Raw genomic sequence first — 13,146 nt, forward strand, 5'->3', positions numbered from 1 at the left:
GGCGAGCCCTGGGGCGATTCTTCCTCGGAGCCGCTTTCGGCTGTGGGATCAAAACCGCTCATGCCACTGCTCGCACGGCCATCAGGCCCGCAAATAATGCGAGCACCGAGCCGATAACCGAGAGCAGGGCGTAACCGACAGCCATGCCCCATTCATTTCGCTCAATCATATTGAGAACTTCCAAACTAAAGGCCGAAAAAGTTGTGAAACCGCCCAGCAGGCCAACGCCAAGCAATAGCCGCCACGGCTCGTCGATAAAATTACTGCGGGCCAAAACCCCCGCCAACACACCCATCAACAGACCGCCGGTCAAATTGGCCACCAGGGTACCGATGGGATAACCCAAGGGAGCAAGATGGAAGACAAGTCGGCCGAGATGATAGCGTCCCGCCGCACCCATCGCACCGCCTGCCATGACAAGAAGGGTAGCGTTCATGGGCGTCCCTTAGTCGGCTTGGGTGATTTTTCCAAGCAGATCATTGGTCAGCCACAAGCGGATGGCGGTGGCGAGCCCCGGCGGCTGCGCTGCGGCAATCCGTTCGACGTCGATCCGCGCGACCAATGCGTTGAGCGGCAGACCGCGCTGTTCGGCAGCATCTTTGAGCAGATCCCAGAACAGCGGCTCCAGGGAAATCGACGTCTGATGCGCTGCGATGGTGATGCTGCGCTTGACCGGCGGGTGGAAAATTTCGGGCTTTTCTAGATCCACCCGGACAATTCCCGCCGCACCAGTATATCGAGCATGTCGATTCCGATGTCGCTGTCATTGAGGCAGGGCAGATAGGCAAATTTCTCGCCGCCCCCGGCTTCGAACTGCTCCTTGCCCCTGATCGCCAGTTCCTCGCAGGTTTCCAGACAATCGCTCGAAAAACCCGGCGCGAAGATCGCGATATTCTTCTTCCCCTGCCCGGCGAGCGCTTCCAGCGTCGTGTCGGTCGCCGGTTCGAGCCATTTCGCCCGGCCAAAGCGTGACTGAAACGCCACCACCAGTTCGCGGCCCATCTTTTCGGACAATAATCGCGCGGTTTTTCGGCAGTGGCAATGATAGGGGTCGCCCAGTTCCAGCGTCCGCTGCGGCATGCCGTGAAAACTTGCGACAATCGCGTCGGGGACAAATTCGAGCGCCGAAATATCGCGCTCGAGACTGGTCGCCAGCGCATCGATATAGGCGGGGTCGTCGTGATAGGCGGGCAGCAGACGGATCGCCGGTTGCCAGCGCATGGCGGCGATCGCGTCAAACACCGCATCATGCACGCTGGCGGTGGTGGCTCCGCTATATTGGGGATAGAGCGGCGCGATCAAAATGCGGTCGCATCCCGCCGCCTTCATCATATCCAGCCGGCTTTTCACGCTCGGATTGCCGTAACGCATCGCCCAGTCAACCATCACGCCGTCCATTTTACCGGCAAGCTTTTCAGCCTGCTTTCGGGTGTAGGAGGCCAGCGGCGAACCGTCTTCGGTCCAGACCAGACTATAGGCCTCGGCCGATTTCGCAGGCCTGGTGTTGAGAATGATCCCGCGCAATATCGGCTGCCAGATAATCGATGGTATCTCGACCACTCGCTTGTCCGACAGAAATTCCTTGAGATAGCGTTTGACCGCTTTCTTCTCGGGCGCATCGGGCGTGCCGAGATTGACCAGCAACACACCGATCTTCTTCGCCGCCACCGGCGGATGATCCGCTGGCAATGGTCCAATGGCTCTCATGATATTTCCCCGAATAATGGCAGCTGCCGGAACCGGGTGCCGGTTGCCGAGAATAATGCGTTGGCCACGGCCGGCGCGACCGCCGGTACGCCGAGTTCTTCGTAGCCGGCCGGCTCTTCATCGCTGCGGATGAATTCAATCTGGATCGGAGGTATTTCCGCCAGTCGGGGCAGCGACAGATCGCGCAACCGCCTCGCCGTCGGCAGTCCATCCTGAAACCGGGTCGCGCTGCCCAGCGCCATTGCCAGTCCGAACACGATGCCGCCCTCGATCTGCTGCCTCGCGATATCGGGGTGAATGATCCGTCCGATGTCGACCGTTGCCGAAATACGGCGAACCTCCATGCCGCTACTCGCCCTGCTCGCGCTCGCTATAACGGCAATATGCCCGCCGCGCATGCTGTGGCAGGCCATGCCCTGACCGCTGTTGTCGAGACCACCGTCCCATCCGGCCATCGCCGCCACGCTGGTCAGACACCGGGTCAGGCGCGGCGCACTGTTCATCATCTGCATGCGGAAAGACAAGGGCTCGATACCGGCTTTGGCCGCCAGTTCATCGATGAAGGATTCGAGATAGAATATGTTGCTGCTATGGGCATTGCTGCGCCAGTTGCCGGTCGGCACACCGACGAAAGCGCTATGGTGATCGACGGTCAGATTGGGAATATCATAGGGCACTTCGAGACCGGCCACCGCCTTGATATCAGCCTCGCCGAGCGTCTCGTGCATCGCTTCGACCGGACCCATTCCATCAAACAGCCGCTTGACCTGTTCCCGCGACGATGGCGGAGCGGCGATCTTGATCTGCAACGCTTCTACCCGTCCGGCCTTTGCCATCGCCGCATCGAGCCGCGCCTGGCTCGGGGCCCGATAATGGTCGTGCATTATCTCTTCGGCACGCGACCAAACCAGCTGGACCGGTCGATCCATTTTTCTGGCGATCAGCGCGACCTGTGCAGCGATGTCATTGTCGAGGTTGCGGTCGAACGACCCGCCGCTCAGCATCGGATAGAGCGTCACCCGGTCCTGGCCGATATTCAGCGCCCGCGCAGCAGACTGGACCGCTGCAACCGGCGCCTGGGTGGCCATCCAGAGCTCCAGCCCGCCATCCTTATATTCCGCCGTCGCGGTCCGCGTCTCGATTGGCGCATGCAGCGCGGCCTCGGCGTGATAACGGGCACGGTGAATATTATCCTCGGCAAACACGCCCCTGGTATCGCCGCGCGAGATAAAGCGTGTCCCGGGACCTTCTTCCAGCGCCTCGCGCAGGGCCGTGTCGATCTTGTCGCTGTCGGCCATGAAGCCCCTGGTCTCGAATACCGGACTCATCTTGTCGAGAGCCCGATTGGCGGCCCACCAGTTGGTGGCCACAGCCGCAATCCATTTCCCGCCTTCAACCACGTCGATAAAACCGGTGATCTTGCTAGCGCCAGCCCGGTTGAACGACTTCAACCGGGTTTCACCAATCGGCCCTTGCCGGATCGCGGCAAAAACCATGTCGGGCAGCCGGATGTCCCCGGCGAAATTGGCAGAACCGTCAAGTTTGCTCGGCAGATCGAGACGCGGCACATCCTGTCCGGTCAGATTGCCTTCGCCGGCCGGGCGGAGCGGCACGGGATCGGGCAGGGATTCCTGAGCCGCCTCGCGGACCAATTCCCCGAACCGCAATTTTTTGTCGCCACTGGAGATCACGCCATTTTCAACCGTGCAGGTTTCCCAGGCCACATCCCACCGGGCCGCTGCCGCTTTGGTCAGCAATACTCTTGCCGCGGCTCCTGCTTCGCGAAAGCTTGCCGCAAAACCGGGAATCGAGGTTGAATCCGCCGTCACCATGAATTGGTCGCGGAGGGTAACATTCTGGGTGATCCATTGCAGCGCGGCGTTGTTGGCGAGCTTCCCGACACCGGACGGCATCAGGGATTCCGCCCATTGCCCGGCCAGCAGACTGTTGCTGTACAGCGGATTGATCGGCGCAGGTTCCACGGCAACCGTGCGCCAGTCCGCGCCGAGTTCGTCGGCCAATATTTGCGGCAGCACGGTATAGACGCCCTGGCCCATTTCGCTTTGCGGAACGACGACGATGACCTGGCCATCTTCGGATATTTTCAGAAAAGCACCGAAAACCTGTTCATTCTCAGTGGCCGCGACATTGGGCTCGTAGCTGCGCGGCCAGACCGCCCATGCTACCACCAGCCCCGCCCCGGCAGCGCCGCCGATCAGGAATTTGCGGCGAGTCAATCCGGATGGGGATTTTTCGACCGGTTCGCTCTCTGGATCAGCCGCCATGGGGTTCCTTCAACAGGCCCAGACGCGGTAATTCGATTTTCGGACATCGGTCCATGACCACCTTGAGACCGGCAGCGGTCGCCCGCGCCGCTGCTGCTTCGTTGATCACGGCAAGCTGCATCCACACCGATTTGGCATCCGCTGCAATCGCCTCGTCGACGACATCACCGGCAGCCTCGGAATTGCGGAAGATATCGACCATGTCGATCGCGCCCTCGATATGCGACAGGGATTCAACCACGATCACGCCATGGAGAGACTGTCCGGCAAGAAGCGGGTTGACCGGAACCACATCATAGCCCTGTCCAAGCAGAAATTTGAGAACCTCGTTGCTCGCGCGTTCCGGTTTATCGGAGGCGCCGACCAGTGCGATGCGCCTTGTCGAGGCCAGCAGTTCGGTTATTTCCTGATCGCTTTGCAGCAGCATGATGCCATTCCTGTCGTTTACTGATTATCCAACCATGTCGCGAGCTTTTTGGCAACATCGCGGAACGCTTGTCCGTGGACGTCGTCGGTACAAGCCGGCGGCGTGCCGCCATCGCTCGACTTGCGAATTTCGATGTCGAGCGGGATTCTGCCGAGAAACGGCATGCCCATCGTTTTGGCCGCGGCTTCCGCCCCGCCTGCCCCGAATGGATCGCTCACTTCTCCGCAATGCGGACATTGATAGCCGGCCATATTCTCGACCATGCCGATGATCGGGATCTTGGCCTGGTTGAACAGGTCAACCGCGCGGGTTGCGTCCATCAAAGCCAGATCCTGCGGCGTCGAGACAATCACCGCCCCCACCGGTTTGTGATTCTGCATCATCGACAATTGCACATCGCCGGTACCGGGCGGCATGTCGACGATCAGCTCCTCGACATCGCCCCAGTGGGCGTCGATCAACTGTTCCAGCGCCTTGCCCGCCATCGGCCCGCGCCAGGCAATCGCCTGCCCCGGTTTTGCGAGATGCCCCATCGACAGGACCGGTACGTCATAGTCATTCGGCACCGGGATCAGCTGCTTGCCCTCCGCTTCGGGCCGCTTTCCCTCACAATGGAGCAGCCGCGGTTGCGAGGGACCATATATATCGGCGTCGACCATCCCGACCTTGCGGCCCAGCCGCTGCATCGCGATCGCCAGATTGGTGGACAGGGTAGATTTGCCGACACCGCCCTTGCCACTGGCGACGGCGATCAGACGCCGCTCGACTTTTTCGGCGGTCATTGCGACATCGACCTTTGCGACGCCGTCCAAATCCAGCAACTTGCCTTTCACCGCAATCTCGATCTGGCCGCGCTCCCGCACATCCAGTCCGCCGACATTAAGCACGAGGGTAACACGCCCTTCGGAAAATTTTACCGCGCTGAAACGGCCCTTGGCGACAGCGTCCAGCGCTGCCTCGATTGTGGAAATATCGGTCATCCGATCGACATAGTTACACTTTTCTCGGATTGACACTGTTTTTCTGGCGGCGTGCTACCTATAAAGAAGCTATGAATGATAATATTAACGGTGAAGCGCGCCGCAGATCGATTTTGGGCTCAATTTTGAACATGGCCGGCCCCTGGGGCAACGACGGTGGCGGCAATGATGGCGGCAACGGCAATGGCGGCGGCCCCCGCAATCCGTGGGGCAATCCTCCCGGCGGTTCTTCCGGCGGCGGGCGCAAGGGCGCCGGCTCGCTAGAGGAATTGTTCAAGAAAGGAACCGGCGGCGGTTTCAAGGGCGGCATGCCATCACGTCCGGGCGGACGCCCCTGGTGGCCTGTCCTGCTGATCGGCTTTATCATCCTCTGGGTCCTGCTGAGCAGCATCCACCGGATCAGCCCGCAGGAACGCGGCGTCGTGACATTCCTGGGTTCCTATTCCCGGACCATGCAGCCCGGCCTGCACTTCTCGCTCCCCAGTCCGGTCGAACAGGTTACCAAGCTTGATGTCGAAGACATCCGGACCATCGACATACCGGAAGGTGAAACCGAAAAGCTGATCCTGACCGGCGACCAGAATATCGTCGATCTAGCATATTCGGTGCGCTGGAACATCAAGGCACCCGAACTGTTCCTTTTCCAGATCGCCGAACCGGAAGAAACCATTCGGGAAGTGGCCGAAGCAGCGATGCGCGCGTCGGTTGCCAATTTCACTCTTGATGACACGATCGGATCCGAACGGACCGAAATCGAACAGCAGGTCGAACGCAATATGCAGCAATTGCTCGACGGCTATGGTGCCGGTGTCGTCATTCGCGGTATCGCTATCAAGAAGGCCGATCCTCCCGCCAAGGTCAATGATGCCTTCAAGGAAGTGTCCGCTGCCCAGCAGACCGCGCAAACCTATCTCAACGAAGCCCGCGCCTATGCGCAGCAGCTGACCGCTCAGGCGCAAGGCGAATCTGCGGCCTTTGACAAGGTTTACGAGGAATATCGGCTGGCCCCGACGGTGACGAGACAGCGCATGTATTATGAAACGATGGAGCGCGTTCTGTCCAAGGTCGACAAGACGGTGGTCGAAGCACGAGGCGTTACCCCTTATCTGGCGTTGCCGGAATTGAAGAAACGGTCGCAGCAACAGCCCATTACAACCGTGGAGGGCAAATGATGAACCGGATTTTCCAGAACCCAGTCGCGCTCGGCGTGATCGTTATCGCAGCCCTGTTCACCTTGCTGAATACGCTTATCATCGTGCCGGAAACCCGCCAGGGCGTGGTCGTCCGTTTCGGTGAACCGGTGCGCATCATCAACCGTTACCAGAATGGCGTCCCTTTCGGACAGACCGGTGCCGGCCTGTTGCCCAAAATACCGTTCATCGAACAGGTCGTCTGGATCGACAAGCGTATCCGCGACGTCGAGATGGAACAGCAGCAAGTGCTGTCGACCGACCAGCTTCGTCTGCAGGTCGACGCCTTTGCCCGCTTCCGGATCACCGATCCGCTGCGCATGTATATCGCGGCTGGTAGCGAAGAGCGGGTTTCGGACGAACTGAGACCTATTCTCGGTTCTGCCCTCAGAAACGAACTCGGCAAACGTCCGTTCGCCGCCTTGCTTAGCCCGGAACGCGGTCAGGTGATGGACAATATCCAGGCCGGTCTCAACCGGGTTGCGCGGCAATATGGTGCGGAGATTGTCGACGTGCGGATCAAGCGCGCCGATCTGCCCGACGGCACGCCGCTGGACAGCGCTTACGAAAGAATGCGGACCGCGCGTGACCAGGAAGCCCGGACCATCCGTGCCCAGGGCGCAAAGCAGGCGCAGATCATCCGCGCGGAAGCCGATGCGAGCGCCGCCCGGACCTATGCGGAAAGCTTTGGCAAGGACCCGCAATTCTATGATTTCTACCGCGCCATGAAAAGCTATGAAACGACCTTCCTGCCGAGCAATTCGGACGGTCCGCAAAGCTCGTTCGTCCTGTCGCCGGACAATGAATATCTGCGTCAGTTCCGGGGACAATAGTCGCCGCCGGAAGGCGATCGACTACATTTGTCGTCTTTTCTGCACAGAGTCGGATTTTTTCGACCAGGGACGATTCGCGGGTTGCGAAAAGGCTTTGACGCACCCAAATAGGTTGTCATCGGAAGTGCCTCGCCGCTCTGCGCTTAAGATCGGCGAACAAATATGCTAATATTCAATTTCCGTTCATGAAAATCGCGCCATTGTTTTTGTGATTTTGAACGGATTTGGCGGCAGACATCTATTTCTCCCGCCAGAATTTTGAGAGGAAAATATCAGTGCGTTACGCTTACGGAATTTCAACAGCTTTGCTTTTGGCCGGCAGTGCAGCAACCTTGACCGGCGTCGTTCCGGCGGGTGCCCAGACCGCCGCCAACGACAGCTCGGTGATGCGCAATGTGGCACCGCGTGCCAATGCACCGATGAGCTTTGCAGATCTGACCGAACAGTTGCAGCCCGCTGTGGTCAATATCTCGACCACCCAGCGCGTCCGGGTGAACAACAGCAATCCTTTCGCCGGCACTCCTTTCGGCAGCCTGTTCGGCAACCCCCAGGGCGGCAACGGCGGTGCACAGACCCGCGAAGCCCAGTCGCTGGGTTCCGGCTTCATCATTTCAGCCGATGGCTATGTCGTCACCAACAACCATGTCGTTGCGCCGGGCAACCGAAATGCAACGATTGAATCGATCAAGGTGATCATGCCGGACCGCACCGAATATGAAGCCGAGCTGGTCGGACGCGATGCCGCTTCGGATATTGCTGTCCTGAAGATCAAGTCATCCAGGCCGCTGCCGTTCGTCAAGTTCGGTGACAGCAACGCAACCCGCGTCGGTGACTGGGTGATTGCGATCGGCAATCCTTTCGGGCTGGGCGGGACCGTTACCACCGGTATCATATCTGCCATCCACCGGAACACCGGCCAGGGCGGCGCCTATGACCGTTTCCTGCAGACCGACGCCTCGATCAACCGCGGCAATAGCGGCGGACCGATGTTCGATCTCAACGGTAATGTCATCGGCATCAACAACGCGATCATTTCGCCGACCGGCGGCAATGTCGGTATCGGCTTTGCCATCCCCGCCGAAGTCGCGGTGCCGATTGTCGAAACCTTGAAAAAGGGCCAGTCAATCGAACGCGGCTATCTCGGCGTCCAGATCAGCGCCCTTTCGGAAGACCTGGCCGACTCGCTTGGCCTCGAAAAGAATCGCGGAGAATTTGTCCAGCGCGTCGAACCGGGCGAAGCAGCGCAGAAAGCCGGTATTCAGGCAGGTGACGTGATCACCAAGGTGAACGGCAAGACCGTTACCCCGGATCAGACCCTGTCCTATCTGGTGGCGAATCTTCCGGTCGGTACCGACGTTCCGATCGAACTGATGCGCGGCGGCAAGACAATCAAGGTCAATGCCAAGCTTGGCAAACGTCCGTCCGAAGAAGAACTGGCCGGCAGCACGTTCGATCCCGATGCGGAAGACAATGCGATGGGCCAGAATGACGATGGCGCCAGCGCGCAGGCGACCGCCGACGCACTCGGACTGTCGGTTGTCGACCTGACACCGACAATCGCGCGCCAGATCGGTGTCCCATCGACCCAAAAGGGTGTCGTCGTATCGACGGTCAACCCGAACAGCGATGCCGCTCAAAAGGGCATCAGGCGCGGTTTTCTGATCACCAGCGTCAACCGTCAGCCGGTTGAAACCGCGGCCGACCTGGACAAGGCGATCAACACGGCGAAAAGCTCGAATCGCGAAGCTGTGCTGCTGCAAATCCGGCGCGGCGCCCGCGATCCGCAATTTGTCGCGGTCCGTCTGCAGGATGACTAGGCACTTCTAAACAAATGTAACTGAAAAAGGCCGGTGCTTGACGCCGGCCTTTTTTTTGCGTCAAGCTGGCCGCAAGTTTACAAACCGATTGAGGGAATCCGCCAATGACCGCTGCAACAGATATTTTTCTCGGACTGGGTGGCGGTGAGCGGCAAAGCCTCGCCCTCTCCCGCGCCAACCGGCACGGCCTGATCGCCGGCGCCACCGGTACCGGCAAAACCGTCACGCTGCAGGGGCTCGCGGAAAGTTTTTCCGCCAACGGCGTCCCGGTCTTTGTCGCCGATGTCAAAGGCGATCTGTCCGGCGTCTCGATGTCGGGTTCCCCGCAATTCAAACATGCCGACAAGCTTGAGGAACGCGCGACGGAGCTCGGCATGAGCGATTATGCCTATTCCGACAATCCTGCCGTTTTCTGGGACCTTTATGGCAAACAGGGCCATCCGATCCGCACCACCATCACGGAGATGGGGCCACTCCTGCTCGCTCGTCTGATGGATTTGAACGACACCCAGGAAGGCGTGCTCAATATCGTGTTCCGTTTTGCCGATGAGCAAGGCCTGCTGCTGCTCAACCTCGACGATCTGCAGTCGATGCTGGCTTATACCGCAGAGAACGCAAAGCAGCTATCGGCCAAATATGGCAATGTCAGCAAGGCCAGTGTCGGCGCGATCCAGCGCCAGTTGCTGCAACTCGACAGCCAGGGTGCCGGCCAGTTTTTTGGCGAACCCGCTCTGGAAATCGATGATTTCATCAGATGCGACGACCAGGGGCGCGGCTATATCAACGTGCTCGCTGCCGATCAGCTGATGCGCAGCCCGAAACTCTACGCGACATTCCTGCTCTGGTTGCTGGCCGAATTGTTCGAGACCCTGCCGGAGGTCGGCGATCCAACCAAGCCGAAGCTGGTTTTCTTCTTCGACGAAGCCCACCTGCTTTTCGACGATGCGCCCAAGGCGCTGGAAGACAAGATCGAGCAGGTCGTCCGTCTGATCCGGTCCAAGGGCGTCGGTGTCTTCTTCGTCACCCAGAACCCGATCGACATTCCACAGAAAATAGCCGGCCAGCTGGGCAACCGCGTGCAGCATGCTTTGCGTGCCTTCACCCCCCGCGACAAGAAGGCGATCAAGGCCGCTGCCGACACGTTCCGGATCAACCCCGATCTCGACGTCGAGGAGGCGATCACCGAATTGCGGGTCGGCGAGGCGCTGGTCTCGACCCTGCTGGAGGACGGTGCTCCCTCGATAGTCCAGCGCACCCTGATCAAGCCGCCGCGCTCCCGCCTCGGACCGGTCACCGCCAAGGAACGCGCGATCATCGGTTCCATTTCACCTTATGACGGCAAATATGACGTAGAGGTCGACAGGAATAGCGCCGAGGAAATCCTGGCGCAAAAGGTCATCGACGCCACGGAGACGGCGAAGGAGGTCGAGGAAAAGGGCGAAGCCGAGGTCGGCAAGCGGTCGCGCAAGACCAAGAGTATCTGGGAAAAGGCCTTCAGCCGCGGCGCAAAGGTCGCGATGGGTTCAGCGGCGGGCATGGCCGCGTCGACAATGCTCGGCAAGAAATCCCGGGCCAATCCGATGCGGACCGGCGTTACGTCTGCGGTGGGTTCGGTGGTTACGGACCTTGCCGGGCCGGTTGCCGGACGCTTCGTTCGCAACCTGATCGGCGGGTTGATGCGTTAGCCGCCGCCGCGCTGCGCTACAAATGCGCGGCGCAAGGGCTGGCATTTTCTAGCCGAAGAATTTCGCGACAATATCTTTCGCGAGACGGGTCGGGCGCAGGGTGTCGGCATCGATACAGCACCAGCTCGACTGCACTTCCGCGAGCACTTCTTCGCCGCGACGGATGACAGTGCTGTAGAAGGCGCGGGCACCGTGGACTTTCTCCAGCAGCACTTCGGCAATTACATCATCCTCGAGAAAAGCCGGCTTGCGGTAGGTAATCTCGTGTTTGAGGGCGACCCACAAATGGGCAGTCACCGCTTCTGACGGCGCGATTTTCTGCCAGTGCGCGATCACGGCATCCTGCACCCAGGTCAGATAATTGGCATTGTTCACATGGCCCATGAAATCGATATCGCCGGGCTGAATCGCAATGCTGTGATGGTGCGGAATGCTGCTCATGAACCTGACAATAAGAATTGCGGAGGCCGATTGATAGGGTAAACTGGATTATTGTTGCAAATTCCCGGACGGTTCCCAGTTTCAACCCAGCGAAAGCCGGAAATTCTCGAACCGCAATGGCCGTTCCATTGTGAAATTCCGGAAGGTCGATGCGCCATTGACCGTTGATAGAAATTCATCTGCCGCAGATTTGTCGCCGCCTTCCAGGCCCCGATAATAGTCGAGAGCGCGCTGCAACATCCACAGGCTGAACGGTGCCGCGATCCGCTGGCCGCTGACGCCTTCGATCGTAAATTCAGCCATGCCGACGGCACGCGGCAATTCGGTTTCCGGATTGGCTTCGGACCAGCTCGCCAGCATGTCCGCGGTGGTCTGGAGAAACGGCATCTGCTCGTCCATCATCCGCTCGAGCACGGGGATCAATGTCTCCGGCACTTCGTCATTCGGCAGAAATTCTCCCGATAGCGGCGCCTGGACATCGACCATCCGTTCGACCCAGGCGGCAACCCGCGGGGCCAGGCGCTTCATGATCGCGCCCGACGCAGGATCCCGGTAGAGATGGGCGTATAGCGGTCCGATCAGGCCATAGTCGCCGATCGACGGACGCGAGCCGAACAGATAATCATGGACCGAAAAATGCGCGTCGAGATCGGCGAGCAATGCTTCATAACCGGCTTCAATGGCCGGAATGGTTTGCGGATTAATGCCCAGAACCGGGCAAAATCCCTTGAAATTGGCGCCCCGCTCGCGACCGATTGCCAGCTGCTCTTCCTTGCTGGCATCCGGCGCCGCGGTCGCGCCAAATTCGCCATAGACCCATTCTTCGTTATAATTCCACCGGTAGTGCATCGCCGGTATCACCAGCCATTCATCACCGAACAGCTCCAGCAGCAATGCCGCCAGCCGCTGTTTCGGCGTCTCGGGATAGACCGAAGGGCCGCCGATCGTCGCCTCGTAATGGTCGATGATCAACGTCGTGTCCTGAAGCGTTTCACCCTCTTCGGTTTCCATCACCGGGATCACCGGCCGCCCGACCTTGGGAACGATGATCCTCTTGTAGACATCGGTGGAACTCAGGATTTCTTCGTAATCCACGCCCTTCCAGTCGAGATAGGCCCGGGCCTTGCCGGAATAGAGGGACAGCGGCGCCGCGTATAATTTATGGGCCATCAGCCGCGTCCGCGATAGGATGCAACGCCCTGATCGGGTATCCACAATCCTTTGGGCGGCTCGTCCGATTGCCAGAACACATCAATCGGTATGCCACCACGCGGATACCAGTAACCGCCGATCCGCAGCCATTTCGGTTTCATCTCGTCGAACAGCCGTTTGCCTATCCCCACCGTGCAGTCTTCATGAAAGGCGGCATGATTGCGGAACGAGCCGAGAAACAGCTTGAGCGACTTGGATTCGACGATGGTTTCCGCCGGGGCATAGTCGATCACCAGATGGGCAAAGTCCGGCTGGCCGGTCACCGGGCAAAGCGAGGTAAATTCCGGCACGGCGAAGCGTGTCAGATAGAGTTCGCCTGCGCGGGGATTGGGCACATAATCGAGAATCGCCTCTTCCGGAGAAGAGGGCATAGCGCTGACCTGGCCCAGAAATTTCGGGGCAGATGGTGAGGAGGGGTCATTTGTCATTCCGATCATCTAATGCACGGGGCGCTTCATGTCATCACCCCTGGTGCATTCATCGACGGTTCAGCGCATCGGGCCGCAAATCGCCGAGAGATGAACAGGGATATGGTTGTTTTTCAGACGGTCGCACATATTGGCTTGAGG

At 59.5% G+C, this 13,146-nt stretch carries 13 protein-coding genes; 4 read left to right on the forward strand and 9 right to left on the reverse strand.

The genetic code is table 11. From position 1 onward, the window contains the following. Positions 1-58: 58 nt before the first annotated feature. From crcB to HUO14_RS14900, 6 genes are read right to left on the reverse strand one after another with little or no spacing between them, the layout of a single operon-like run. Positions 59-436, reverse strand: coding sequence for a fluoride efflux transporter CrcB (gene crcB / locus HUO14_RS14875; RefSeq protein ID WP_176280637.1), 378 nt, complete (start codon positions 434-436; stop codon positions 59-61). Positions 437-445: 9 nt separating this feature from the next. Beyond that, positions 446-709: a ribbon-helix-helix domain-containing protein gene (locus tag HUO14_RS14880; protein WP_176280638.1), complete on the reverse strand. Its 264-nt coding sequence runs from the start codon at positions 707-709 to the stop codon at positions 446-448. Further along, entirely contained in the window at positions 700-1,707 is a 1,008-nt protein-coding gene (gene hemH / locus HUO14_RS14885) for a ferrochelatase (RefSeq protein ID WP_176280639.1), read from the reverse strand. Before hemH ends, HUO14_RS14880 begins: the two co-directional genes overlap by 10 nt. Then, positions 1,704-3,992: a xanthine dehydrogenase family protein molybdopterin-binding subunit gene (locus HUO14_RS14890; protein WP_176280640.1), complete on the reverse strand. Its 2,289-nt coding sequence runs from the start codon at positions 3,990-3,992 to the stop codon at positions 1,704-1,706. The genes hemH and HUO14_RS14890 overlap by 4 nt, the downstream gene beginning before the upstream one ends. After that, positions 3,982-4,419, reverse strand: a complete 438-nt coding sequence (locus tag HUO14_RS14895) for a CoA-binding protein (RefSeq protein WP_176280641.1) — start codon at positions 4,417-4,419, stop codon at positions 3,982-3,984. Before HUO14_RS14895 ends, HUO14_RS14890 begins: the two co-directional genes overlap by 11 nt. Before the next feature lie 17 nt (positions 4,420-4,436). Beyond that, positions 4,437-5,399, reverse strand: a complete 963-nt coding sequence (locus tag HUO14_RS14900; RefSeq protein WP_176280642.1) for an Mrp/NBP35 family ATP-binding protein — start codon at positions 5,397-5,399, stop codon at positions 4,437-4,439. 131 nt (positions 5,400-5,530) lie between these two features. Between HUO14_RS14900 and hflK the strand changes: the two genes are divergently transcribed. The 4 genes from hflK (at position 5,531) to HUO14_RS14920 (ending at position 10,924) form a co-directional block, all read left to right on the forward strand. Further along, complete coding sequence (gene hflK / locus HUO14_RS14905; protein ID WP_176280852.1) at positions 5,531-6,571, forward strand: FtsH protease activity modulator HflK; 1,041 nt, start codon at positions 5,531-5,533, stop codon at positions 6,569-6,571. Further along, positions 6,571-7,422, forward strand: a complete 852-nt coding sequence (hflC, locus tag HUO14_RS14910) for a protease modulator HflC (protein ID WP_176280853.1) — start codon at positions 6,571-6,573, stop codon at positions 7,420-7,422. Before hflK ends, hflC begins: the two co-directional genes overlap by 1 nt. A 275-nt stretch (positions 7,423-7,697) precedes the next feature. Further along, the gene (locus HUO14_RS14915) at positions 7,698-9,239 is read left to right on the forward strand and encodes a Do family serine endopeptidase (RefSeq protein WP_176280643.1); all 1,542 of its coding nucleotides are present in this window, start codon (positions 7,698-7,700) and stop codon (positions 9,237-9,239) included. A gap of 104 nt (positions 9,240-9,343) precedes the next feature. Beyond that, positions 9,344-10,924 carry a helicase HerA-like domain-containing protein gene (locus tag HUO14_RS14920; RefSeq protein WP_176280644.1) on the forward strand — a complete coding sequence of 527 codons (1,581 nt, stop codon included), beginning with the start codon at positions 9,344-9,346 and terminating at the stop codon, positions 10,922-10,924. A gap of 48 nt (positions 10,925-10,972) precedes the next feature. On the opposite strand, the gene HUO14_RS14925 is transcribed toward HUO14_RS14920, so the two are convergent. The 3 genes from HUO14_RS14925 to queF all read right to left on the reverse strand — a co-directional run bounded on the left by HUO14_RS14925 (position 10,973) and on the right by queF (position 13,005). Further along, a complete protein-coding gene (locus tag HUO14_RS14925) occupies positions 10,973-11,365 on the reverse strand; it encodes an acyl-CoA thioesterase (protein WP_176280645.1) in 393 nt (130 codons plus the stop codon). Positions 11,366-11,446: 81 nt separating this feature from the next. After that, positions 11,447-12,535, reverse strand: a complete 1,089-nt coding sequence (locus tag HUO14_RS14930; RefSeq protein WP_176280646.1) for a glutathione S-transferase family protein — start codon at positions 12,533-12,535, stop codon at positions 11,447-11,449. Then, complete coding sequence (gene queF, locus HUO14_RS14935) at positions 12,535-13,005, reverse strand: preQ(1) synthase (RefSeq protein ID WP_176280647.1); 471 nt, start codon at positions 13,003-13,005, stop codon at positions 12,535-12,537. Before queF ends, HUO14_RS14930 begins: the two co-directional genes overlap by 1 nt. Positions 13,006-13,146 lie beyond the last annotated feature (141 nt).

The sequence above is a fragment of the Parasphingorhabdus flavimaris genome (assembly GCF_013371215.1).
GTDB classification, from domain to species: Bacteria; Pseudomonadota; Alphaproteobacteria; order Sphingomonadales; family Sphingomonadaceae; genus Parasphingorhabdus; species Parasphingorhabdus flavimaris.